Annotated in this window: 22 protein-coding genes; 18 read left to right on the top strand and 4 right to left on the bottom strand. The window is 56.2% G+C overall.

What is annotated here, in order from left to right:
- Positions 1 to 100: 100 nt before the first annotated feature.
- From ABRP31_RS22900 to hisC, 10 genes are all read left to right on the top strand, one after another.
- On the top strand, positions 101 to 910 hold the full coding sequence (locus tag ABRP31_RS22900) for an ATP-binding cassette domain-containing protein (RefSeq protein ID WP_349969629.1): 810 nt from the start codon (positions 101 to 103) through the stop codon (positions 908 to 910).
- A complete protein-coding gene (gene mlaE / locus ABRP31_RS22895; protein ID WP_087264883.1) occupies positions 910 to 1707 on the top strand; it encodes a lipid asymmetry maintenance ABC transporter permease subunit MlaE in 798 nt (265 codons plus the stop codon). Before ABRP31_RS22900 ends, mlaE begins: the two co-directional genes overlap by 1 nt.
- Complete coding sequence (gene mlaD, locus ABRP31_RS22890; RefSeq protein WP_027897833.1) at positions 1707 to 2174, top strand: outer membrane lipid asymmetry maintenance protein MlaD; 468 nt, start codon at positions 1707 to 1709, stop codon at positions 2172 to 2174. Before mlaE ends, mlaD begins: the two co-directional genes overlap by 1 nt.
- 11 nt (positions 2175 to 2185) lie before the next feature.
- The gene (locus tag ABRP31_RS22885; protein WP_087264881.1) at positions 2186 to 2839 is read left to right on the top strand and encodes a phospholipid-binding protein MlaC; all 654 of its coding nucleotides are present in this window, start codon (positions 2186 to 2188) and stop codon (positions 2837 to 2839) included.
- Complete coding sequence (locus tag ABRP31_RS22880; RefSeq protein ID WP_349969630.1) at positions 2836 to 3141, top strand: STAS domain-containing protein; 306 nt, start codon at positions 2836 to 2838, stop codon at positions 3139 to 3141. The genes ABRP31_RS22885 and ABRP31_RS22880 overlap by 4 nt, the downstream gene beginning before the upstream one ends.
- A gap of 112 nt (positions 3142 to 3253) precedes the next feature.
- Positions 3254 to 3493, top strand: coding sequence for a BolA family protein (locus tag ABRP31_RS22875; RefSeq protein WP_027897830.1), 240 nt, complete (start codon positions 3254 to 3256; stop codon positions 3491 to 3493).
- Between the two features lie 22 nt (positions 3494 to 3515).
- A complete protein-coding gene (murA, locus tag ABRP31_RS22870; protein WP_087264879.1) occupies positions 3516 to 4781 on the top strand; it encodes a UDP-N-acetylglucosamine 1-carboxyvinyltransferase in 1266 nt (421 codons plus the stop codon).
- 174 nt (positions 4782 to 4955) lie between these two features.
- Positions 4956 to 5591: an ATP phosphoribosyltransferase gene (hisG, locus tag ABRP31_RS22865; RefSeq protein ID WP_087264878.1), complete on the top strand. Its 636-nt coding sequence runs from the start codon at positions 4956 to 4958 to the stop codon at positions 5589 to 5591.
- A gap of 125 nt (positions 5592 to 5716) precedes the next feature.
- Positions 5717 to 7045, top strand: coding sequence for a histidinol dehydrogenase (hisD, locus tag ABRP31_RS22860; protein ID WP_349969632.1), 1329 nt, complete (start codon positions 5717 to 5719; stop codon positions 7043 to 7045).
- Between the two features lie 2 nt (positions 7046 to 7047).
- Positions 7048 to 8100: a histidinol-phosphate transaminase gene (hisC, locus tag ABRP31_RS22855; protein ID WP_087264876.1), complete on the top strand. Its 1053-nt coding sequence runs from the start codon at positions 7048 to 7050 to the stop codon at positions 8098 to 8100.
- A 246-nt stretch (positions 8101 to 8346) separates the two neighbouring features.
- Here hisC and algW read toward each other — a convergent pair whose 3' ends face one another.
- Positions 8347 to 9510, bottom strand: coding sequence for a Do family serine endopeptidase AlgW (algW, locus tag ABRP31_RS22850; RefSeq protein WP_349969633.1), 1164 nt, complete (start codon positions 9508 to 9510; stop codon positions 8347 to 8349).
- Between the two features lie 170 nt (positions 9511 to 9680).
- On the opposite strand from algW, the gene ABRP31_RS22845 reads away from it, so the two are divergent.
- The 3 genes from ABRP31_RS22845 to cysN all read left to right on the top strand — a co-directional run bounded on the left by ABRP31_RS22845 (position 9681) and on the right by cysN (position 13417).
- On the top strand, positions 9681 to 10439 hold the full coding sequence (locus ABRP31_RS22845) for a Nif3-like dinuclear metal center hexameric protein (protein ID WP_349969634.1): 759 nt from the start codon (positions 9681 to 9683) through the stop codon (positions 10437 to 10439).
- Between the two features lie 152 nt (positions 10440 to 10591).
- The gene (gene cysD / locus ABRP31_RS22840) at positions 10592 to 11509 is read left to right on the top strand and encodes a sulfate adenylyltransferase subunit CysD (RefSeq protein ID WP_087264873.1); all 918 of its coding nucleotides are present in this window, start codon (positions 10592 to 10594) and stop codon (positions 11507 to 11509) included.
- A 9-nt stretch (positions 11510 to 11518) separates the two neighbouring features.
- Positions 11519 to 13417 (top strand): sulfate adenylyltransferase subunit CysN, encoded by a 1899-nt coding sequence (cysN, locus tag ABRP31_RS22835; protein ID WP_349969635.1) that lies wholly within the window; start codon positions 11519 to 11521, stop codon positions 13415 to 13417.
- Between the two features lie 329 nt (positions 13418 to 13746).
- On the opposite strand, the gene ABRP31_RS22830 is transcribed toward cysN, so the two are convergent.
- Positions 13747 to 14184, bottom strand: coding sequence for a YhcB family protein (locus ABRP31_RS22830; protein WP_087264870.1), 438 nt, complete (start codon positions 14182 to 14184; stop codon positions 13747 to 13749).
- A 145-nt stretch (positions 14185 to 14329) separates the two neighbouring features.
- Between ABRP31_RS22830 and ABRP31_RS22825 the strand changes: the two genes are divergently transcribed.
- The 5 genes from ABRP31_RS22825 to ABRP31_RS22805 all read left to right on the top strand — a co-directional run bounded on the left by ABRP31_RS22825 (position 14330) and on the right by ABRP31_RS22805 (position 18497).
- Positions 14330 to 14959 carry an alpha/beta fold hydrolase gene (locus tag ABRP31_RS22825; protein WP_349969637.1) on the top strand — a complete coding sequence of 210 codons (630 nt, stop codon included), beginning with the start codon at positions 14330 to 14332 and terminating at the stop codon, positions 14957 to 14959.
- A gap of 24 nt (positions 14960 to 14983) precedes the next feature.
- Positions 14984 to 16333, top strand: coding sequence for a tryptophan--tRNA ligase (locus ABRP31_RS22820; protein ID WP_349969639.1), 1350 nt, complete (start codon positions 14984 to 14986; stop codon positions 16331 to 16333).
- Positions 16334 to 16394: 61 nt separating this feature from the next.
- Complete coding sequence (zapE, locus tag ABRP31_RS22815) at positions 16395 to 17489, top strand: cell division protein ZapE (RefSeq protein WP_087264867.1); 1095 nt, start codon at positions 16395 to 16397, stop codon at positions 17487 to 17489.
- Between the two features lie 190 nt (positions 17490 to 17679).
- A complete protein-coding gene (locus ABRP31_RS22810; RefSeq protein WP_349969640.1) occupies positions 17680 to 18072 on the top strand; it encodes a lipid II-degrading bacteriocin in 393 nt (130 codons plus the stop codon).
- Positions 18069 to 18497 (top strand): hypothetical protein, encoded by a 429-nt coding sequence (locus ABRP31_RS22805; RefSeq protein WP_349969641.1) that lies wholly within the window; start codon positions 18069 to 18071, stop codon positions 18495 to 18497. The genes ABRP31_RS22810 and ABRP31_RS22805 overlap by 4 nt, the downstream gene beginning before the upstream one ends.
- A gap of 1064 nt (positions 18498 to 19561) precedes the next feature.
- Here ABRP31_RS22805 and ABRP31_RS22800 read toward each other — a convergent pair.
- Complete coding sequence (locus tag ABRP31_RS22800) at positions 19562 to 20482, bottom strand: GlxA family transcriptional regulator (RefSeq protein ID WP_193441844.1); 921 nt, start codon at positions 20480 to 20482, stop codon at positions 19562 to 19564.
- Positions 20483 to 20751: 269 nt separating this feature from the next.
- Positions 20752 to 21789: an NADP(H)-dependent aldo-keto reductase gene (locus tag ABRP31_RS22795; protein WP_349969642.1), complete on the bottom strand. Its 1038-nt coding sequence runs from the start codon at positions 21787 to 21789 to the stop codon at positions 20752 to 20754.
- Between the last annotated feature and the right edge of the window lies 1 nt (position 21790).

The following is a 21790-nucleotide window of genomic DNA, read 5'->3' as shown; positions in this document are numbered from 1 at the left end:
AGCGGTGGTATAGTTCGCGGCCTGTTCAGCCCACCGAGACAGCATGTCTCCCGCCAGGGACTCGGCAGCTGGACGTGAGGCTGCATCGCAAGGAGTTTAGATGAGCGCCGATAACGCCTACGCGATCGAGCTGAAGGGCGTTTCCTTCAAGCGCGGTACGCGCAGCATTTTCGAAAATGTCGATATTCGCATTCCCCGTGGCAAAGTCACCGGCATCATGGGACCTTCGGGCAGCGGCAAAACCACATTGCTGCGTCTGATGGGCGCCCAGTTGCGGCCGTCTGCGGGCGAAGTGTGGGTGAACGGTCAGAACCTGCCCACGCTGTCGCGCAGCGATCTGTTCGATGCGCGCAAGCACATGGGCGTGCTGTTTCAGAGTGGTGCGTTGTTCACTGATCTGGATGTATTCGAGAACGTCGCCTTTCCACTGCGCGTTCATACCGAGCTGCCTGAAGAAATGATCCGCGACATCGTCCTGCTGAAATTGCAGGCGGTTGGACTGCGCGGTGCTGTCGAATTGATGCCCGACGAGCTGTCAGGTGGTATGAAGCGTCGCGTGGCGCTGGCCAGAGCCATTGCCCTTGATCCGCAGATTCTCATGTATGACGAGCCGTTTGTGGGGCAGGACCCGATCGCTATGGGAGTCCTGGTTCGTCTGATCAAGTTGCTAAATGACGCGCTCGGCATCACCAGTGTCGTGGTTTCTCATGATCTGGACGAAACGGCGAGTATCGCCGATTACCTGTACGTGGTTGGCGATGGTCAGGTGCTGGGGCAGGGTACGCCCGAGGAACTGATGGGCTCGGACAATCCACGTATTCGTCAATTCATGACCGGTAATCCGGACGGCCCGGTGCCGTTTCATTATCCGGCGCCGGATTATCGCGAAGATCTTTTGGGGAAGCGCTGATGCGCAAGAAGTCACTAATGGAGCGGATACGCCTGCTGGGGCGTGCCGCAATAGATATCCTGGCTGTCCTCGGACGTTCGGCGATCTTTCTGGTTCATGCGTTGCTGGGGCGCAGTTCAATCGGCGGCAGTTTCCAGTTGCTGGTCAGACAGCTTTACTCGGTGGGTGTCATGTCGCTGGCGATTATTGTCGTCTCTGGCATGTTCATCGGCATGGTGTTGTCGCTGCAGGGGTTCAGCATCCTGACCAAGTACGGTTCGGAGCAGGCTGTCGGGCAAATGGTTGCGCTGACACTGCTGCGTGAGTTGGGGCCGGTTGTCACCGCTCTGCTGTTCGCGGGTCGTGCCGGTTCGGCATTGACCGCCGAAATCGGCAACATGAAGTCCACCGAGCAATTGTCCAGTCTGGAAATGATCGGCGTGGACCCTCTCAAGTACATTGTCGCGCCACGGTTGTGGGCAGGGTTCATTTCCCTGCCGTTGCTGGCCATGATCTTTAGCGTAGTGGGTATCTGGGGAGGCTCCTGGGTAGCAATCGACTGGCTGGGTGTTTACGAGGGTTCCTTCTGGTCAAATATGCAAAACAGCGTTTCTTTCGTTGATGATGTGATTAACGGAGTTATCAAGAGCGTCGTATTTGCCTTCGTGGTGACCTGGATCGCCGTGTTCCAGGGTTACGACTGCGAACCCACCTCAGAAGGGATCAGTCGTGCCACGACCAAAACAGTCGTGTATGCCTCCCTGGCCGTGTTAGGCCTGGACTTTATTCTGACCGCATTGATGTTTGGAGATTTCTGATGCAAAACCGCACCATCGAAACAGGTGTCGGCCTGTTCCTGCTGGCCGGGATACTGGCTTTGCTCCTGCTTGCCCTGCGCGTCAGCGGTCTGAGCTCCAGTGCCAGCACTGATACTTATAAACTTTATGCAAATTTCGACAATATTGCCGGTTTGACTGTCAGAGCCAAAGTGAGCATGGCAGGGGTCACTATCGGTAAGGTCACTGCGATCGATCTGGATCGCGATACTTTCACCGGCCGGGTGACGATGGAAGTACAGAAAAAGGTTAATAACCTGCCTCTCGATTCCACCGCATCGATTTTGACCGCTGGCTTGCTCGGTGAGAAGTATGTGGGTATCAGCGTAGGTGGTGACGACGGGTTGCTGAAGGATGGCAGTACCATCCATGACACGCAGTCGTCACTTGTGCTGGAAGACCTTATCGGAAAATTTCTGCTCAATACCGTGAGTAAAGACGCTAAATGAGGAGCTTCTAGATGATCTCAATCGTGCGCCGTGGTCTGTTGGTGTTGCTGGCATTGCTACCAATGTTGGGCAATGCTGCCGCCACACCGTCCGCTCATGATCTGGTGGATCGCACCACCAAGGAATTGCTGAGCGATCTGGCAGCCAACAAAGAACAGTACAAAAGCAATCCGGGCGCTTTTTATGATGCGTTGAACCGCATCGTTGGTCCGGTGGTAGATGCCGACGGCATCTCCAAAAGCATCATGACCGTCAAGTATTCACGCAACGCTTCTCCTGAGCAGATGCAGCGCTTTCAGGAAAACTTCAAGCGTAGCCTGATGCAGTTCTACGGCAACGCGTTGCTGGAATACAACAATCAGGGCATCACCGTTTCGCCTGAAAAGGCTGAAGGCGCGGATCGCACCAGCGTTGAAATGCAGGTCAAGGGTAATAACGGCGCGGTTTATCCTGTGTCCTATACGCTCGTGAAGATTGGTGGTGAGTGGAAGGTGCGCAACGTCATCATCAACGGCATCAATATCGGTAAGCTGTTCCGCGATCAGTTCGCTGATGCGATGCAGCGCAACGGCAATAATCTGGACGAGACGATCAATAGCTGGGCAGGTGAAGTTGCCAAAGCTAAAGAAAAAGCCCCTGAAGCTGCCGGTCCGGCCGCGCAATGACTGAGTCAGCCGTAAGGCTCGCCGCGCCGGGTGAGCTGCAATTGATCGGCACGCTCGACTATTCGACCGGTCCAGCCTTGCGCAAGCAAGGCGCTGCGCTGATCAAGTCGAGCGAGTTGTCGACCGTTGTTCTGGACTGCGCCGGCGTCGAGAAGTCCAGCAGCGTAGGCCTTGCCTTGCTGCTGGCGTTCATGCGTGATGCGCAGGATGCGGGCAAGAACGTGAGTATTCGTGCGATGCCCGAAGACATGCGCAAGATTGCCCAGGTGTCAGAGCTGACCGAACTGCTTCAAGATCATTGATCTTCTTTTATGAAAGCCCCTCGTCCGGGTCCTGCGTTGCGGGGTTCGCATTGAGTGGGCTTTTTTGTATGATGGCCGACCCGCGCGCGTAGGTCGCCAATCGAGGTTTTGCATGCACGCCGTAGAAGTTAAGAGCTTCCTTGAAGGGAAGCTGCCCGAGGTACAGGTCGAAGTTGAAGGCGAAGGCTGCAACTTCCAGCTGAACGTGATCAATGACGAGTTGGCTACGCTGAGCCCGGTCAAGCGTCAGCAACAGATCTACACGCATTTGAACCCCTGGATTGCCGATGGCAGCATCCACGCGGTCACCATGAAATTTTTCAGCCGCGCTGCGTGGGCCGAGCGCACCTGAGCCACTTGGCGTCGAGACTCTAATGGATAAATTGATTATTACTGGCGGCGTTCGTCTTGATGGCGAAATCCGCATTTCCGGGGCAAAGAACTCTGCCCTGCCGATTCTTGCCGCTACCCTGTTGGCCGATGGCCCGGTAACCGTCCAGAACCTGCCGCATTTGCATGACATCACCACCATGATCGAGCTGTTCGGTCGTATGGGCATCGAGCCAGTGATCGACGAAAAACTCAGCGTGGAAATCGATCCGCGTACGATCAAGACGCTGATTGCACCGTATGAGCTGGTGAAAACCATGCGCGCCTCGATTCTGGTGCTCGGCCCTATGGTCGCCCGTTTCGGCGAAGCTGAAGTTGCGTTGCCTGGCGGTTGCGCCATTGGCTCGCGTCCAGTTGATCTGCACATTCGTGGTCTTGAAGCCATGGGCGCGATCATTGACGTCGAAGGCGGCTACATCAAAGCCAAAGCGCCTGAGGGTGGCCTGCGCGGTGCCAACTTCTTCTTCGATACCGTGAGCGTGACCGGTACCGAAAACATCATGATGGCCGCGAGCCTGGCCAACGGCCGTAGCGTTCTGCAGAACGCCGCCCGCGAACCTGAAGTCGTTGACCTGGCAAACTTCCTGATTGCCATGGGTGCGAAGATTCATGGCGCTGGTACTGACACCATCACTATTGATGGCGTGAAGCGTCTGCACTCGGCGACTTATAAAGTCATGCCTGACCGCATCGAGACCGGCACTTACCTGGTCGCTGCTGCTGCTACCGGCGGTCGCGTCAAGGTCAAGGATACCGATCCGACCATCCTCGAAGCGGTGTTGCTCAAGCTCCAGGAAGCCGGTGCTGAAGTCACCAGCGGTGTCGACTGGATCGAGCTGAACATGCACGGCAAGCGTCCTAAAGCAGTGAACGTGCGTACCGCTCCTTACCCAGCGTTCCCGACCGACATGCAGGCGCAGTTCATCTCGCTCAACGCTATTGCTGAGGGCACTGGTGCGGTAATCGAAACGATCTTCGAAAACCGTTTCATGCATGTGTATGAAATGCACCGCATGGGTGCTCAGATTCAGGTTGAAGGCAACACTGCCATTGTTACCGGTACCCAGGTCCTCAAAGGCGCGCCAGTCATGGCCACCGACTTGCGTGCATCGGCCAGCCTGGTTATCTCGGCACTCGTTGCGCAGGGTGATACGCTGATCGATCGCATTTACCACATAGACCGTGGTTACGAGTGCATCGAAGAGAAACTGCAGATGCTGGGCGCGAAGATCCGTCGCGTTCCGGGCTAGCAGCCGTATGACTGACGCCTGAGCCCAATGCGGTGCAAGGCGTCGGTCTCGCACGCTCAAGGGTGTGTGAATTCTGATTCGTTTCACCTTGTGTCCGTTTTTACGTGACACGAGGGTTTGTCTGGCGCTGATTGCGTCCAGGCAAAGGTTTCCTGATAAGGACTGACGTTTCCCATGTTGACCATCGCACTGTCCAAGGGCCGCATCCTCGACGATACCCTGCCGCTTCTCGCCGAAGCAGGCATTGTGCCGACCGAGAATCCGGACAAGAGCCGCAAGCTGATCATCCCCACGACTCAGGCCGATGTGCGCTTGTTGATCGTGCGTGCTACCGATGTGCCGACCTACGTCGAGCATGGCGCTGCTGATCTGGGCGTTGCCGGTAAAGATGTGCTGATGGAATACACCGGCCAGGGCTTGTATGAGCCGTTGGACCTGCAAATAGCCAAGTGCCGTTTGATGACAGCGGGTGCCATCGGTGCCGCCGAGCCTAAAGGCCGTCTGCGCGTAGCAACCAAGTTCGTCAATGTCGCCAAGCGTTACTACGCAGAGCAAGGTCGTCAGGTCGACATCATCAAGCTGTACGGCTCCATGGAGCTGGCACCGCTGATTGGCCTGGCTGACAAGATCATTGACGTTGTTGACACCGGCAACACGCTGCGTGCTAACGGTCTGGAGCCTCAGGAGTTGATCGCCACGATCAGTTCCCGTCTGGTGGTCAACAAGGCTTCCATGAAAATGCAGCACGCTCGCATCCAGTCGCTCATCGATACCCTGCGCAATGCAGTGGAGTCACGACACCGCGGCTGACTTACCCGCGCAACGTTAAGTTGCGCCCGTCTATCCGCCTCATAGCCAGAATTCTCAGGTGCCCAAGCGGAACGACTGCTAGTTTAGGGCGCCTGAGTTTTTGCCATTCCTATGAGGCTCTCGCTATGACCGCACCGACTGCAATTCGCCGACTCAATGCTGCTGACCCGGATTTCGCGCATCATCTGGATCATCTGCTGAGCTGGGAAAGTGTGTCTGACGATTCGGTCAACGAGCGTGTTCTCGACATCATCAAGGCGGTGCGCGAACGTGGCGATGCCGCATTGGTAGAGTTCACCGAACGCTTCGATGGTCTGCAAGTTGCTTCCATGGCTGATCTGATCCTGCCTCGCGAGCGTCTTGAGCTGGCATTGACCCGCATCACCCCGGCCCAGCGCGCAGCTCTGGAAAAAGCCGCAGATCGCGTACGCATGTACCACGAAAAGCAGAAGCAGGACTCCTGGACCTACACCGAGGCCGACGGCACGGTGCTGGGCCAGAAAGTTACGCCGCTGGATCGTGCCGGTCTTTATGTGCCGGGCGGCAAGGCTTCGTATCCGTCGTCGGTGTTGATGAACGCAATTCCTGCCAAGGTTGCGGGTGTCGCTGAAGTCGTCATGGTAGTGCCGACTCCACGTGGGGAAATCAACGAGCTGGTGTTGGCTGCGGCCTGTATCGCTGGTGTTGACCGAGTGTTCACCATCGGTGGTGCTCAGGCGGTTGCTGCACTGGCGTACGGTACTGAAAGCGTGCCACGTGTCGACAAGGTCGTAGGTCCCGGCAACATCTACGTTGCTACTGCCAAGCGCCATGTTTTTGGTCAGGTCGGGATCGACATGATCGCCGGTCCTTCCGAGATTCTTGTGGTTTGCGATGGCCAGACGGATCCGGACTGGATCGCAATGGACCTGTTTTCACAGGCTGAACACGACGAAGACGCTCAGGCGATACTGGTGAGTCCGGATGCAGCTTTCCTTGATCAAGTGGCGGCGAGCATCGCCAAATTGATGCCGACCCTGGAGCGTGCAGACATCATCGACAAGTCGATCAATGGCCGTGGCGCGTTGATCAAGGTCGTCGATATGCAGCAGGCCATTGAAGTTGCCAACCGTATTGCTCCGGAGCACCTGGAGTTGTCGGTGGCGGATCCAGAAACCTGGTTGCCGCAGATTCGCCACGCGGGTGCGATCTTCATGGGGCGTCACACTTCCGAGGCGCTGGGTGATTACTGCGCAGGCCCTAATCACGTGTTGCCGACCTCCGGCACCGCTCGCTTCTCATCGCCGCTGGGTGTTTACGACTTCCAGAAACGTTCGTCGATCATCTACTGCTCGCAGCAAGGTGCATCCGAACTTGGCAAGACGGCATCGGTACTGGCCCGTGGCGAATCACTGACTGCACACGCCCGCAGCGCCGAGTACCGCATCATCGACAGTGAAGGGCAGGGGAACTGAGCATGAGTAAATTCTGGAGTCCGTTCGTCAACAGCCTGGTGCCGTATGTGCCGGGCGAACAGCCCAAGCTGACCAAACTGGTCAAGCTCAACACCAATGAAAATCCTTACGGCCCTTCGCCAAAAGCGCTGGCCGCGATGCGCGCAGAGCTGACTGATGACCTGCGTCTTTATCCCGATCCTAATAGCGACCTGCTCAAGCACGCAGTGGCAAGCTATTACGGCGTTCAGGCCAGCCATGTGTTTCTCGGGAATGGCTCCGATGAAGTGCTTGCACACGTGTTCAACGCGTTCTTCCAGCACGGCAAGCCTTTGCTGTTTCCGGACATCAGCTATAGCTTTTATCCGGTTTACTGTGGCCTGTACGGCATTGAGTTCGACGCTATTGCACTGGATGAGCAGTTCCAGATTCGTGTCTCGGACTACGCCAAGCCTAATGGCGGGATCATTTTCCCGAACCCTAACGCGCCAACCGGTTGCGTGGTGGGGCTGGAGGCGGTCGAGCAGATGCTCAAGGCGAGCCCTGATTCAGTTGTCGTGGTCGATGAGGCTTATATCGATTTTGGTGGCGAGACGGCGATCTCGCTGGTGGACCGTTATCCGAACCTGCTGGTTACCCAGACGTTGTCCAAGTCTCGATCACTGGCGGGCCTGCGCGTTGGTCTGGCGGTCGGGCATCCTGATCTGATCGAAGCGCTGGAGCGGGTCAAGAACAGCTTCAACTCGTATCCGCTGGATCGTCTGGCAATCGTCGGTGCCGCTGCTGCCTTTGAGGATCGCGAGCACTTTGATTTCACTCGTAATGCGGTGATCGCCAGCCGGGAAGCATTGACTGCTGAGCTACAGGCCCTTGGTTTTGAAGTGCTGCCGTCTGCGGCCAACTTCATCTTTGCCCGTCACCCGCAACATGACGCGGCAGGCATTGCGGCGAAACTGCGGGAGCAGGGTGTCATCGTTCGGCACTTCAAGCAGCAACGTATCGCCCAGTTCCTGCGCATCAGCATTGGCACGCCGGAGCAGAATCAAGCGCTGCTGGATGGGTTGGTGGGGTTGTAACAACCCCATCGCAGTATCACATCACACCTGTGGGAGCGAGGCTTGCCTGCGATAAGGCCACCGCGGTTTATCAGATGGACCTCAGTGCTTTTATCGCGGGCTAGCCTCGCTCCCACAGGTATCTACGCAACTCAGTGGGAACGGATTCATCCGGGTACAGGCCGGTACAGCCGACGCTTTGTATCGTCAAGAGTATCGCCTTGCGGGATAAATCCGGTTCCACGTCGTCAATTTCTCGCGGTGCGATCACTGTTCCTCAACTGGCGTAGCTGACGGTGGAGGCGGCGGGCGCAGGCCAACTTCAGCGTTGAGTTTTAACTCTTTACCGTTGCGCATGACCTCGATGGCGATTTTGTCGCTCGGCTTGGTGCGCGCGACCTGATTCATCGAGCGACGGCCGTCACCGGCAGGTTCACCGTTGATGCTCAAAATCACATCACCCAACTGCAGTCCGGCTTTCTGTGCCGGGCCATCGCGGAAAATTCCCGCGACGACGATGCCTGGACGGTCCTTCAGACCGAACGATTCAGCCAGATCCTGGGTGAGCGGCTGTACTTCAATACCCAGCCAGCCACGAATTACCTGGCCATGCTCGATGATCGATTTCATGACCTCCATTGCCAGCTTGGTCGGAATCGCGAAACCGATGCCTTGAGAACCGCCAGACTTGGAAAAGATCGCAGTGTTGATGCCGGTAAGGTTGCCGTTTGCGTCAACCAGTGCGCCGCCCGAGTTGCCCGGGTTGATCGCTGCGTCGGTCTGAATGAAGTCTTCGTAAGTGTTCAGGCCCAGTTGGTTTCGACCGGTGGCACTGATGATGCCCATGGTGACGGTTTGACCGACCCCGAACGGGTTGCCGATGGCCAGCGCGACGTCGCCGATACGGATGCTGTCAGAGCGGCCAATAGTGATCGCCGGGATGTTCTTGAGATCAATTTTCAGCACGGCCAGGTCGGTTTCCGGATCGTTACCGATCACCCGGGCGATAGTTTCCCGACCGTCCTTGAGCGCGACGACGATTTGATCCGCACCAGTCGTCACGTGGTTGTTGGTCAGAATGTAGCCTTCCGGGCTCATCAGTACGCCGGAGCCGAGACTGGACTCCATGCGTTTCTGTTTGGGCATGTTGTCGCCGAAGAAGCGCCTGAACTGAGGGTCCTCGAACATCGGATTGGCCGCTTTGTTGACCATCTTGGTGGTGTAGAGATTGACTACCGCAGGTGCCGCCATGCCAACCGCGTCTGCGTAAGAGACCGGGCCTTGCTGGACATAGCTGGTTTGTGGCGCTTGTTGCAGATTGACGTCCAGGCTTGGCAGGCCAACCATTTCCGGGAAACGCTGAATAATCAGTAGTGCGATGAGTACGCCTGCCAGCAACGGCCAACCAAAAAAGCGCAGTGCCTTGAACATTGAGCAAATCCTGAAAGTGATCCGACGCTGCGGCTTTTCGCCCATCTGCGCCATAATGGGCGGCATTATACGAGCACTTGGGGTCGTGTCTCGCAAATAAGATATTCAGAAGTGAACCATTTCAGCAACACGACCCTATCAGCTTTAAATCATAGATTCAGGAGTCTTTTATGGCTGTTGCGCTCAGCACTCTGGTAGAAGAAGCCGACCGTTATCTCGGTAGCTCCCGCATCCAGGATTATTGCCCCAACGGCCTGCAGGTCGAGGGGCGGCCGCAGGTCATGCGTATCGTCAGCGGCGTCACTGCCAGCCAGGCTTTGCTGGATGCCGCAGTGGACGCACAGGCTGATCTGATCCTCGTGCATCACGGTTATTTCTGGAAAGGCGAAAACCCCTGCGTGGTCGGTATGAAGCAGCGCCGACTGAAAACCCTGCTCAAACACGACGTCAGTCTGCTGGCCTATCACTTGCCACTGGATGTGCATCCGGACGTGGGTAATAACGTGCAACTGGCTCGTCAGTTGGACATCACTGTCGAAGGCCCGCTGGATCCGGATAACGCTCGCATCGTCGGATTGGTCGGCTCACTGAATGAACCCATGATGCCGCGCGACTTTGCCCGTCGTGTGCAGGAAGCGTTGGGGCGTGAACCGCTGTTGATTGAAGGCAGTGAAATGATTCGCCGCGTGGGGTGGTGTACCGGAGGCGGGCAGGGCTACATCGATCAGGCGATAGCGGCCGGAGTTGATCTGTTTATCAGTGGCGAAGCATCCGAACAGACCGTGCACAGCGCCCGGGAAAACGGCATCAGCTTTATAGCCGCCGGACACCACGCCACCGAGCGTTACGGGGTTCAGGCACTGGGCGACTATCTGGCGCGGCGGTTTGCGTTGGAGCACCTGTTTATCGACTGCCCGAACCCGGTTTGAGTATCAAACGAGACGGTATATAGATAGAACGTTTCGATCTATTGGGCCTCCTGAATAGAATTAGTTGCTGTGCTAGAGTGCCGCCTCGAACACGGCCCGCTGGCCGTCCCGGGCGTTGTCCGGTCAATAATGAATGCAACCCGTGAGTAACCATGGTCGATAAACTGACGCATCTGAAGCAACTGGAGGCGGAAAGCATCCACATCATCCGCGAGGTCGCCGCCGAGTTTGATAACCCGGTGATGCTGTACTCCGTCGGTAAAGACTCTGCCGTAATGCTGCACCTTGCGCGCAAGGCGTTCTTTCCAGGCAAGTTGCCATTCCCGGTGATGCACGTGGACACCCGCTGGAAATTTCAGGAAATGTACCGTTTTCGCGACCAGATGGTTAAGGAAATGGGCCTGGATTTGATCGTCCACATCAACCCTGACGGCGTGGCTCAAAATATCAGCCCGCTGACCCACGGCAGCTCCAAGCATACCGACATCATGAAGACCGAAGGTCTCAAGCAGGCCCTGGACAAGCACGGCTTTGATGCCGCGTTCGGTGGGGCGCGTCGTGATGAAGAGAAATCCCGTGCCAAAGAGCGCGTGTATTCGTTCCGCGACAGCAAGCACCGCTGGGATCCGAAGAACCAGCGTCCCGAGCTGTGGAACGTCTACAACGGCAACGTCAACAAAGGCGAGTCGATCCGTGTGTTCCCGCTGTCCAACTGGACCGAGCTGGACATCTGGCAGTACATCTATCTGGAAAGCATTCCGATTGTCCCGCTGTACTTCGCCGCCGAGCGCGATGTGATCGAGATGAATGGTACCTGGATCATGATCGACGACGAGCGTCTTCTGAATCACCTCAGCGATGAGGACAAGGCACGCATCGTCAAGAAGAAAGTTCGCTTCCGCACACTTGGCGACTACCCGTTGACGGGCGCAGTCGAGTCCGAGGCCACCAGCCTCACTGACATCATTCAGGAAATGCTTCTGACGCGTACTTCCGAGCGCCAGGGCCGGGTCATCGATCACGATGGCGCAGGTTCCATGGAAGAAAAGAAACGTCAGGGTTATTTCTAAGGGGTTGTCATGTCGCACGCATCTGATTTGATCAGCGAGGACATCCTCGCCTATCTGGGCCAGCACGAACGCAAGGAAATGCTGCGCTTTCTTACCTGTGGCAACGTCGACGACGGCAAGAGCACGTTGATCGGGCGTCTGCTGCACGACTCCAAAATGATCTACGAAGATCACCTGGAAGCCATTACCCGCGATTCGAAGAAGTCCGGCACCACTGGCGAGGACGTCGATCTGGCTTTGCTGGTTGACGGTTTGCAGGCCGAGCGTGAGCAAGGCATCACGATTGACGTTGCCTACCGCTACTTCTCGACTGCCAAGCGCAAGTTCATCATCGCCGATACTCCGGGCCATGAGCAGTACACGCGCAACATGGCTACCGGTGCATCAACCTGCGACCTGGCGATCATTCTGGTAGATGCCCGTTATGGCGTGCAAACCCAGACTCGCCGTCACAGCTACATCGCATCGCTGTTGGGCATCAAACACATCGTTGTGGCCATCAACAAGATGGACCTCAATGGTTTCGACGAAAGCGTCTTCGAGTCAATCAAGTCTGATTACTTGAAGTTCGCCGAAGGTATTGCCTTCAAGCCGACTACCATGGCCTTTGTGCCGATGTCTGCTCTCAAAGGCGACAACGTGGTGAACAAGAGCGAGCGTTCGCCTTGGTATACCGGTCAGTCGCTGATGGAAATTCTCGAAACCGTCGAGATCGCCAACGACCGTAACTACACCGACATGCGATTCCCGGTGCAGTACGTCAACCGTCCAAACCTGAATTTCCGTGGTTTCGCCGGTACATTGGCGAGCGGTATCGTGCACAAGGGTGACGAAATCGTCGTGCTCCCTTCGGGCAAGAGCAGCCGCGTCAAATCCATCGTCACCTTCGAAGGTGAGCTGGAAAATGCAGGGCCGGGTCAGGCCGTGACCCTGACCATGGAAGACGAGATCGACATCTCCCGTGGTGACCTGCTGGTGCATGCCGATAACGTTCCGCAAGTCGCTGACGCGTTCGACGCCATGCTCGTGTGGATGGCTGAAGAGCCGATGCTGCCGGGCAAGAAATATGACATCAAGCGCGCTACCAGCTATGTGCCGGGCTCGATTGCCAGCATTACTCATCGCGTCGATGTGAATACGCTGGCCGAAGGGCCAGCCAGTTCTCTGGGGCTGAACGAGATTGGTCGCGTCAAGATCAGCCTCGACTCAGCCATCGCGCTGGACGGCTACGACAGCAACCGCACCACCGGTTCGTTTATCGTGATTGACCGTTTGACCAACGGCACTGTGGCAGCGGGCATGATCATTGCCAAGCCCGTCGGCGGCGCAGGTGCCAACCATCACGGTGCTCTGGCTCACGTCGCAACCGAAGAGCGTGCTCAGCGTTTCGGTCAGCAACCGGCTACCGTGCTGTTCAGCGGCCTGTCCGGCGCAGGCAAAAGCACCCTGGCTTACGCAGTAGAGCGCAAGCTGTTCGACATGGGGCGTGCGGTTTACGTACTGGATGGCCAGAATCTGCGTCATGACCTGAACAAAGGTCTGCCGCAGGATCGCGCCGGCCGTACTGAAAACTGGCGTCGTGCTGCTCACGTGGCGCGTCAGTTCAACCAGGCGGGTCTGATCACCCTGGCGGCGTTCGTTGCACCGGATGGCGAGGGTCGCGAACAGGCGAAGTCTCTGATCGGTGCTGATCGTCTGCTCACCGTCTACGTGCAAGCGTCCCCTGCGGTCTGCCGCGAACGCGATCCACAAGGCCTTTACGCAGCCGATGGCGATAACATCCCGGGTGAGTCCTTCCCGTACGACGTACCGCTCAATGCGGACCTGGTCATCGATACTCAGTCCCTGAGCCTCGAAGACAGCGTCAAGCAAGTGCTGGACTTGCTGCGCAGCCGCGGCGCGATCTGACGATCGTTTGCTGTAAACAAGAAACCCGCCATTGATGGCGGGTTTTTTGTTGTTCAGCACGGCCCTGTAGGAGCGCGCTTGCCCGCGATGCAGGCGACTCGGTCTGTCACGCATACCACGTCATCGTTCATCGCGAGCAAGCTCGGCTCCCACAGGCTATAAGCAATTTTGTGGGATCGGCTTTAGCTGGGAAGAGGCCGTTGCAGTCGCCGAAAGCTGATCGTATGAAATACCACCTTTGCGGCTATAGCCGGTCCCATGACGAAGGTGCAGATGTAAAAAAGCCCGCCATTCTCGCAAATGGCGGGCTTTTCTGATTCGGCTTTCGCTTACGGCTTTTTCAAACCGTAATGCTCGTCGAGCATGCCGGGAGCGTTGGGTGATTTTGGCGCGTAGTCTTTCGGTGCTTCAGTTGTGCGCGGTGGCGTCAGACGATCGCGCTGGACCTGGTTGGCTTCAGGATGCAGGGCCGCCAACAAGCGCTGGCGAGTCAACTCGTCAGTGGCCAGACGATTGGCACCCTCGGCGAGATGCTCCTGTACGTCCTGATAGCTTTGCGAAAGCTTCTGGACCAGATTAGCCGTGCTGTTGAAGTGAGTAACCACTTCGTTCTGATAGATATCGAAACGCTCCTGAACATCATCCAGCTGGCGCTGGGTTCCATTGGGAGCGGCGTTGGGCACCAGACGTGCGACCAGAAAACCGATGACAACACCGACAACCAGGGCAATGGTCGGCAACAACCAAACTAAGAGCGACAGTTCCACGAGTCCTTCCTCTATAAACGGCTTTGCTTTACGTTAACGGCTCGAACCTGCTCTGTATACCGCGACACGCTCACGGATATGCTATTTGCAGACAATCAGCTAGACGAGTCGACCCATTGCGAGGTCACGGAGTTCCTTTTTGCTCATGCGCGAAACCCCCGTATTGATCGATGGCCCGGTGGGCCAGCTTGAAGCCCTTTACCTGGATTTGCCCGATGCTACGGGCCTGGCGTTGATCTGCCACCCCAACCCGATCCAGGGGGGTACCATGCTCAACAAGGTCGTCTCGACCCTGCAGCGTACTGCCCGTGATGCAGGTTTGATTACCTTGCGTTTCAATTATCGTGGCGTGGGTGCCAGCGCCGGTACCTCCGAAGCGGGGGCCGGGGAAGTCGAAGACGCCCAGGCTGTCGCTCGCTGGCTGCTGGAAAAGCATCCCGGTCTGCCTCTGACGCTGTTCGGCTTTTCCTTTGGCGGTTTCGTTGCCGCCAGTCTTGGCGGTCGTCTGGAAGCGTCTGGACACAAGCTTAGCCACTTGTTCATGGTCGCGCCTGCGGTCATGCGCTTGAGCGAGCAGTATCCGCTGCCTCAGAGCTGTCCGCTGACTGTTATCCAGCCGGAGACCGATGAAGTTGTCGAGCCGCAGCTGGTCTATGACTGGTCAGCCGCATTGCCGCGCCCACATGAGCTACTGAAAGTGGCAGAATGCGGACACTTTTTTCATGGCAAGCTGACCGATCTCAAAGATCTGGTTGCGCCACGCCTTTCAAACTGATGACAGCCCCATAAGCGACCTGCCATGACCACTCGTATCCTGACCGGTATCACCACTACCGGCACGCCTCACCTAGGTAATTACGCGGGCGCGATCCGCCCGGCCATTGTTGCCAGTCGCCAGAGCGACGCTGATTCGTTCTACTTCCTGGCTGACTACCACGCCTTGATCAAATGCGATGACCCGCTGCGCATTCAGCGTTCGCGTCTGGAAATCGCTGCGACCTGGCTGGCTGCCGGCCTTGATGTGGATCGCGTGACGTTCTATCGCCAGTCCGATATCCCGGAAATCACTGAGCTGACCTGGCTGTTGACGTGTGTTGCTGCCAAGGGCCTGCTCAACCGTGCTCACGCCTACAAGGCGTCCGTGGACAAGAACGTCGAGACCGGTGAAGACCCGGATGCTGGCGTCACCATGGGCTTGTACAGCTACCCGGTGTTGATGGCTGCGGACATTCTGATGTTCAACGCGCATAAGGTTCCGGTTGGTCGCGACCAGATTCAGCACGTCGAAATGGCCCGTGATATCGGCCAGCGTTTCAACCACCTGTTCGGCAAAGGCAAAGAATTCTTCGTCATGCCTGAAGCCCTGATCGAGGAGAGCGTCGCTACGCTGCCAGGTCTGGACGGGCGCAAAATGTCGAAAAGCTACGACAACACGATTCCGTTGTTCAGCAGCGCCAAAGACATGAAGGACGCGATCTCGCGCATCGTTACCGACTCCAAAGCGCCGGGCGAAGCCAAGGATCCTGATAACTCCCACTTGTTCACGCTCTATCAGGCATTTGCTACCCCTGAGCAGAACGCTGAGTTCCGTTCCGAGCTGCTGCAGGGCCTCGGCTGGGGCGAAGCCAAGAATCGTCTGTTCACACTCTTGGACCGTGAGCTGGGCGAGGCACGTGAAAACTACCACCGCTTGATCGAGCGTCCGGCGGATCTGGAAGACATTCTGCTGGCTGGCGCAGAGAAAGCCCGCAAAGTCGCCACGCCGTTCCTTGGCGAATTGCGTGAAGCGGTTGGCTTGCGTTCATTCCGCAGCAACGTACAAGTGGCCGAAACTGGCAAGAAGAAAGCCGCCAAGGGCGCACGCTTTGTCAGCTTCCGTGAAGACGATGGCAGCTTCCGCTTCCGTCTGCTGGCGGCCGATGGCGAGCAGTTGCTGTTGTCGCGCAACTTCGCCGATGGCAAGGCCGCTGGTGCAGTCAGCAAACAGTTGCAGCAGGGCGGTGAGCTGGACCTTCGTGCCGAAGCCGACAGCTTCACGCTCTGGCTTGATGGCCAATGTGTGGCTGACAGCCCGGTATTCAGCGACGCCGCTGCGCGCGATGCTGCCATCGAGAGCCTTACGCTCGCCCTCGCACCACAACAGGATTGATTGCCAATCTGCCGGGCCGTCGCTACAGTGACGGCCCGTTTTTGTTGCCTTGTTAGCGAATATGACCCCTCTAGAACGATACCAAGCTGATCTGAAACGCCCTGACTTCTTCCATGATGCGGCGCAGGAAACGGCTGTGCGTCATTTGCAGCGTCTCTATGACGATCTGGTCGCCGCCAACCAGAGCAAGCCGGGCATCTTCGGCAAGCTCTTCGGCAAAAAGGAACAGGCGCCAGTCAAAGGCTTGTACTTCTGGGGTGGGGTTGGCCGGGGCAAGACCTATCTGGTCGACACCTTCTTCGACGCCCTGCCGTTCGAGCAGAAGGTCCGTACTCACTTCCACCGCTTCATGAAGCGCGTGCACGAAGAGATGAAGACCCTCAAGGGCGAGAAGAACCCGCTGACCCTCATCGCCAAGCGTTTTTCCGATGAGGCTCGGGTGATCTGTTTCGATGAGTTCTTCGTGTCCGACATCACTGACGCCATGATCCTCGGCACCTTGATGGAGGAACTGTTCAAGAACGGCGTTACGCTGGTTGCGACCTCGAACATCGTGCCCGACGGCTTGTACAAGGACGGCCTGCAACGTGCGCGCTTCCTGCCAGCCATTGCGCTGATCAAGCAGAACACCGACATCGTCAACGTCGACAGCGGCGTGGACTATCGCCTGCGTCACCTCGAGCAGGCTGAACTGTTCCATTTCCCGCTGAATGAAGCCGCGCAGGAAAGCCTGCGCAAGAGCTTCAAGGCGTTGACACCGGATTGCGCTCAGACTGTCGAGAATGACGTCCTGATGGTTGAGAATCGCGAAATCCGAGCACTGCGCACCTGTGACGATGTGGCCTGGTTCGACTTCCGCGAACTGTGCGACGGCCCGCGTAGCCAGAACGATTACATCGAACTCGGCAAGATCTACCACGCGGTGTTGCTTAGCGGCGTAGAGCAGATGAGCGTCACCACTGACGACATCGCCCGACGCTTCATCAACATGGTCGACGAATTCTATGACCGCAACGTCAAGCTGATCATCTCGGCTGAAGTCGAGTTGAAAGACCTGTACACCGGTGGGCGTCTGAATTTCGAGTTTCAGCGGACGCTGAGCCGTTTGCTGGAGATGCAGTCCCACGAGTTTCTGTCGCGGGCGCATAAGCCGTAGCAGCGTTGATCATTAATTAAAGCCCACATGATGTGGGCTTTTTTTTACCGTTATTTTATAGGTAGGATATTTCCTGCAATTACTGAGGAAGAATTCTACGCGCGCAGTCGGCGTTGTTTAATTGTATTTCTTCTGTGAATTCTATTGATTGAACGGTAGATGGCTTAAGGCTTACTTGAGCTGATTTCTGATGGACTTCCCGCTTAATCGGACGGGTATTTCTGTCGATTTGATGAGCAAGCAGGCTTTTATGGATGCCGTCAGGCGAGCTCCAGTTGGTAATTCAACCATTGATCAGCGAGTATCGCACAATACGTATGATGACTCATATTTTAAGGAGGGTGCATTGGGACATATAACTTTGAGAACGCAGGGTGAGCTCCAAAAAAGTCAATCTGGTTCCTGGATTTTAAATAATGGGACGTTGAGAGCTTTTGATGATCGCTTTGATGCTAATAGCTCTACTCATCGCAGTGGGATGGCAGAGCTCGGAACTGCGATGCTTAGACCGTTGATAAGAGAGCCGTTCACAATTCGCTTGCCGGGAGAGCTTCCGGTTTCAGCAAGTGGGCAGCTTCAATGAGCGGTAAGGCTCGGGCCGGGTTGACCAAAGGTTTTTTTCGATCAGCGATAATTATTGGCGTCGAGTATTTTGCCGCCATGATTCTGGTTTTGTTTCATCATTTAACGGTCAGTTTTAAGTTATATGGTGAAATGGGCGAGCTTCCATCGTTGTTTTTCGAGATGTTTGCGATTGCTTTCATAGGAGTTGTTTCGTTATTTTTTCACCTGTTCGGAATATGGGCGGTGCGATCCAGAGTTTCCAGGCGGTTGCGAATTGGAATTGTGATTGCTCTGCAGCTTCCGGTGCTATTAACAGCCTTGCTTCTCGCGATAGTGCTTTGGGTAGAACTAGCCTCGCTGGAAACCGTCGCTGCCGCGTGTGTCGCTAGTACGATCGTGCTGCAAACCCCGGCGCTGATCTCCAGACTGTTGGACTCTTGCTGATCAATTCACGTTTAGAGCTTGTTAAGTGGGAGGGCAGGCTTGACTGGAGTGCGTTTTCTTTTAGTGCGTTCTTCCAATTAGTCGATTAACTGCGGTTTCTCTCCGTGTTAAAAAAGCCTACATTGTGTGGGCTTTTTTGCCGTTTAATGTAATGCCTTGTGGAATGTTTCCTGCAGTTACCAAGGAGGGGGCTACAAGCATAATGGTCTTTGTCCAATTGTATTTCTTTTGTAGATCCTGTTGGGTGCTCCGCGGGGTTTTCTACCAAGATACTCAAGGGCTTGATTAAGTATCCGTTCACGATCCATATTTCGGGAGAGTTCCCAGTGTCATCAAGCGGAGTAGTAAATTGAGTGGAGTCGTGGTAACGGGTAAATCGTTTTGCGGGGCGGCGCTTGTCATAGGGGCCGAGTACTGTGCAGCTTCACTTATGGCTGCTTTTCATTTGATAAAAGTCGGGATCGAGCTAGGGCCAGAGGATGGGGATGCGCTACCGCCCCTATTCGCTATCTTTGCTATAGCATCTGTCTGGACGTTTATGACGTTGCTCTTATATGGGCTTGCCATATGGATAGCAAGGTGGCGAATACGTAGATTGCCGCGGATTTTTATAGTTGCGACTTTACAGCTTCCACTTTTCGCCACAGCAGGTTTCGTTGCGGCTGGCCTCTGGGCCGACTTGAAAGGTTGGGAAACGATTGCGGCTGCCATCATCTATAGCGTGGTCGTACTGCAAACTCCGATGCTGGTCTCCAGGCTTCTGGAACCGACTCGCTCATAACTCACCCCCAAAGGCTGGCCATGTACGGTCAGCCTTTGGTGAAGTAGGCCATTATCCTCTTCTAGCAGGAGCGTTGGCCCTGTAGACGGCCCCTATGTCCAGGGTACCGCGCTGTCTCGCGGCAAACATAGGGCCTGTAGGAACTGCCGAAGGCTTCGATCGCTGTTTGTCAGAATAAATGCTTCGCAGCCTTCGGGAGCTCCTACAGAAAATGCATTTCAATCCAGCAGTCTGCATGTTGTTTGACAAGAGCGAGCAAGCTCACTCCTACAGCTGATGCCCTTTAAGCCGCCTGCTGAAACTGCTGCCGATACTGATTCGGCGACAGCTCGGTGTGTTGACGAAACAGACGGGCGAAGAAGCTGGCGTCGTCATACCCGACTTCATAGCTGATGGTCTTGATGCTCTTGCGCGTACCAGACAGCAGGCCCTTGGCGGTTTCGATGCGCAGCCGTTGTAGGTAATGCAGCGGCTTATCGCCGGTGGCAGTCTGGAAGCGGCGCATGAAGTTGCGGATACTCATGCCGTGATTACGGGCAACATCCTCGAAGCGGAATTTATCGGCGAAGTGCTCCTCCAGCCAGTGCTGGATTTGCAGGATCACAACGTCCTGATGCAGTTTCTGCCCGCCAAAACCCATACGGCCTGGCGCATAGTTGCGCTGCACTTCATACAGAATGTCCCGGGCCACGGCTTGCGCGACATTTGCGCCGCAGAAGCGCTCAATCAGATAAATGTACAAGTCGCAGGCTGAAGTCGTACCGCCTGCGCAGTATAAGTTGTCTGCATCTGTCAGGTGTTTCTCCTGATTCAACAGGACCTTCGGAAAGCGCTCACCGAAGTCGTTGAAAAATCGCCAGTAGGTTGTAGCTTCTTTGCCGTCCAGCAACCCGGATTCCGCCAGCCAGAATACGCCGCTGGCTTCGCCGCAGAGCACCGCGCCATTGGCATGTTGCTCGCGTAACCAGGGAATGACCTGGGGGTAGCGCAAACGCAGGGCGTCAAAGTTATCCCAGAATGCCGGGATGACAATCACATCGCTCTGGTCGAGATCGCCGTCTACGGGCAGCACGACATCGCTGAAGCTGCGAACGGGCTTGCCGTCCGGGCTGACCAGCCGTGTTTCGAACGCGGGGATTCTGCCCAGCCCCAGCTGTTTGCTGTAGCGCAGGGCGGCGAGGTGAAAGAAATCCTTGGCTTGCATCAATGTGGAAGCGAACACCCCGTCAATAGCCAGGATGCTGACGCGCCGCAAAGGCGCGGAGGCGTGAGTCGACATATTCTTTTGTTCTTATATGGGAGAGTGGTCAGGTAACGGCTGGATCGTCTTATTTTTTGGCGGGTGTGTCCAGTTCTGGAATGGTAAGCAGGCTATTGAGCGGTTTTGATCCTGTAGGACCGGCTTTAGCCGGGGGGAGACCTCCTGGCTAAAGTCAGTCCCACAGAGCCGCGTTTCAATTTGAGATGGACAAGTTAAGGCGCAGGATTCGGATGATCCTTGTGAATCGCCTCGATACCGGCCAATACCTCATCGGACAGTTCCAGTCCGAAGCTGGCGATGTTGCTATCCAGTTGCTCAAGCGTGGTGGCGCCGATGATGTTGCTGGTCACGAACGGCTGGCGAGTGACAAAGGCCAAGGCCATTTGGGTCGGTTCCAGGCCGTGCTCGCGAGCAAGTGCCACATAACGGCTGCAGGCTGCTTCCGATTGCGGGTTGAAGTAGCGGGTAAAGCGACTGTAGAGGCTCAGGCGACCTTTGGCCGGGCGAGCACCCCCCTCGTATTTGCCTGACAGCATGCCGAACGCCAGTGGCGAATAGGCCAGCAGACCGCATTGTTCGCGAATGGCCACTTCGGCCAGGCCCACTTCAAAGCTGCGGTTGAGCAGGTTGTAGGGGTTCTGGATAGATACTGCTCGTGGCCAGCCACGGCTTTCGGCCAGTTGCAGGAACTTCATGGTGCCCCAAGGCGTTTCGTTGGAAAGCCCGATGTGGCGAATCTTGCCCGCCTTGACCTGCTCGTCCAGCGCTTCAAGGGTTTCCTCTAGCGGGGTGAAGTCTTCATCTTTATGGGTGTAACCCAATTTGCCGAAAAAGTTGGTGCTGCGCTCAGGCCAGTGCAGTTGATACAGGTCCAGATAATCGGTTTGCAGGCGGGCCAGGCTAGCGTCAAGCGCCGCCACTATATGCTCGCGATTGTGCTTGAGGCTGCCACCGCGAATATGATCGATGGCATTGCCCGGTCCGGCTATCTTGCTGGCCAGAATCCAGTCGGCGCGGTCGCCCTGTTTCTTGAACCAGTTACCGATGATTGTCTCGGTGGCGGAGTAGGTTTCTGCTTTTGGCGGCACCGGATACATCTCGGCGGTATCAAGAAAGTTAATGCCGGCTTCTTTGGCACGCTGGATCTGGGCAAAGGCTTCAGGCTCGCTGTTTTGCTCGCCCCAGGTCATGGTGCCGAGGCAGATTGCACTGACTTTCAGGTCGGTTCTGCCAAGTTGGCGATAGTCCATT

It is taken from the genome of Pseudomonas caspiana (assembly GCF_040224095.2).
GTDB classification, from domain to species: Bacteria; Pseudomonadota; Gammaproteobacteria; order Pseudomonadales; family Pseudomonadaceae; genus Aquipseudomonas; species Aquipseudomonas caspiana.
Note: the sequence above shows the minus strand (reverse complement) of the source record. Positions and strands in the feature narration are given on the sequence as shown.

Coding starts and splice junctions, on each gene's coding strand:
- ABRP31_RS22900 (WP_349969629.1), top strand. CDS start 101: ATGAGCGCCGATAACGCCTACGCGATCGAGCTGAAGGGCGTTTCCTTC.
- mlaE (WP_087264883.1), top strand. CDS start 910: ATGCGCAAGAAGTCACTAATGGAGCGGATACGCCTGCTGGGGCGTGCC.
- mlaD (WP_027897833.1), top strand. CDS start 1,707: ATGCAAAACCGCACCATCGAAACAGGTGTCGGCCTGTTCCTGCTGGCC.
- ABRP31_RS22885 (WP_087264881.1), top strand. CDS start 2,186: ATGATCTCAATCGTGCGCCGTGGTCTGTTGGTGTTGCTGGCATTGCTA.
- ABRP31_RS22880 (WP_349969630.1), top strand. CDS start 2,836: ATGACTGAGTCAGCCGTAAGGCTCGCCGCGCCGGGTGAGCTGCAATTG.
- ABRP31_RS22875 (WP_027897830.1), top strand. CDS start 3,254: ATGCACGCCGTAGAAGTTAAGAGCTTCCTTGAAGGGAAGCTGCCCGAG.
- murA (WP_087264879.1), top strand. CDS start 3,516: ATGGATAAATTGATTATTACTGGCGGCGTTCGTCTTGATGGCGAAATC.
- hisG (WP_087264878.1), top strand. CDS start 4,956: ATGTTGACCATCGCACTGTCCAAGGGCCGCATCCTCGACGATACCCTG.
- hisD (WP_349969632.1), top strand. CDS start 5,717: ATGACCGCACCGACTGCAATTCGCCGACTCAATGCTGCTGACCCGGAT.
- hisC (WP_087264876.1), top strand. CDS start 7,048: ATGAGTAAATTCTGGAGTCCGTTCGTCAACAGCCTGGTGCCGTATGTG.
- algW (WP_349969633.1), bottom strand. CDS start 9,510: ATGTTCAAGGCACTGCGCTTTTTTGGTTGGCCGTTGCTGGCAGGCGTA.
- ABRP31_RS22845 (WP_349969634.1), top strand. CDS start 9,681: ATGGCTGTTGCGCTCAGCACTCTGGTAGAAGAAGCCGACCGTTATCTC.
- cysD (WP_087264873.1), top strand. CDS start 10,592: ATGGTCGATAAACTGACGCATCTGAAGCAACTGGAGGCGGAAAGCATC.
- cysN (WP_349969635.1), top strand. CDS start 11,519: ATGTCGCACGCATCTGATTTGATCAGCGAGGACATCCTCGCCTATCTG.
- ABRP31_RS22825 (WP_349969637.1), top strand. CDS start 14,330: ATGCGCGAAACCCCCGTATTGATCGATGGCCCGGTGGGCCAGCTTGAA.
- ABRP31_RS22820 (WP_349969639.1), top strand. CDS start 14,984: ATGACCACTCGTATCCTGACCGGTATCACCACTACCGGCACGCCTCAC.
- zapE (WP_087264867.1), top strand. CDS start 16,395: ATGACCCCTCTAGAACGATACCAAGCTGATCTGAAACGCCCTGACTTC.
- ABRP31_RS22810 (WP_349969640.1), top strand. CDS start 17,680: ATGGACTTCCCGCTTAATCGGACGGGTATTTCTGTCGATTTGATGAGC.
- ABRP31_RS22805 (WP_349969641.1), top strand. CDS start 18,069: ATGAGCGGTAAGGCTCGGGCCGGGTTGACCAAAGGTTTTTTTCGATCA.
- ABRP31_RS22800 (WP_193441844.1), bottom strand. CDS start 20,482: ATGCAAGCCAAGGATTTCTTTCACCTCGCCGCCCTGCGCTACAGCAAA.
- ABRP31_RS22795 (WP_349969642.1), bottom strand. CDS start 21,789: ATGGACTATCGCCAACTTGGCAGAACCGACCTGAAAGTCAGTGCAATC.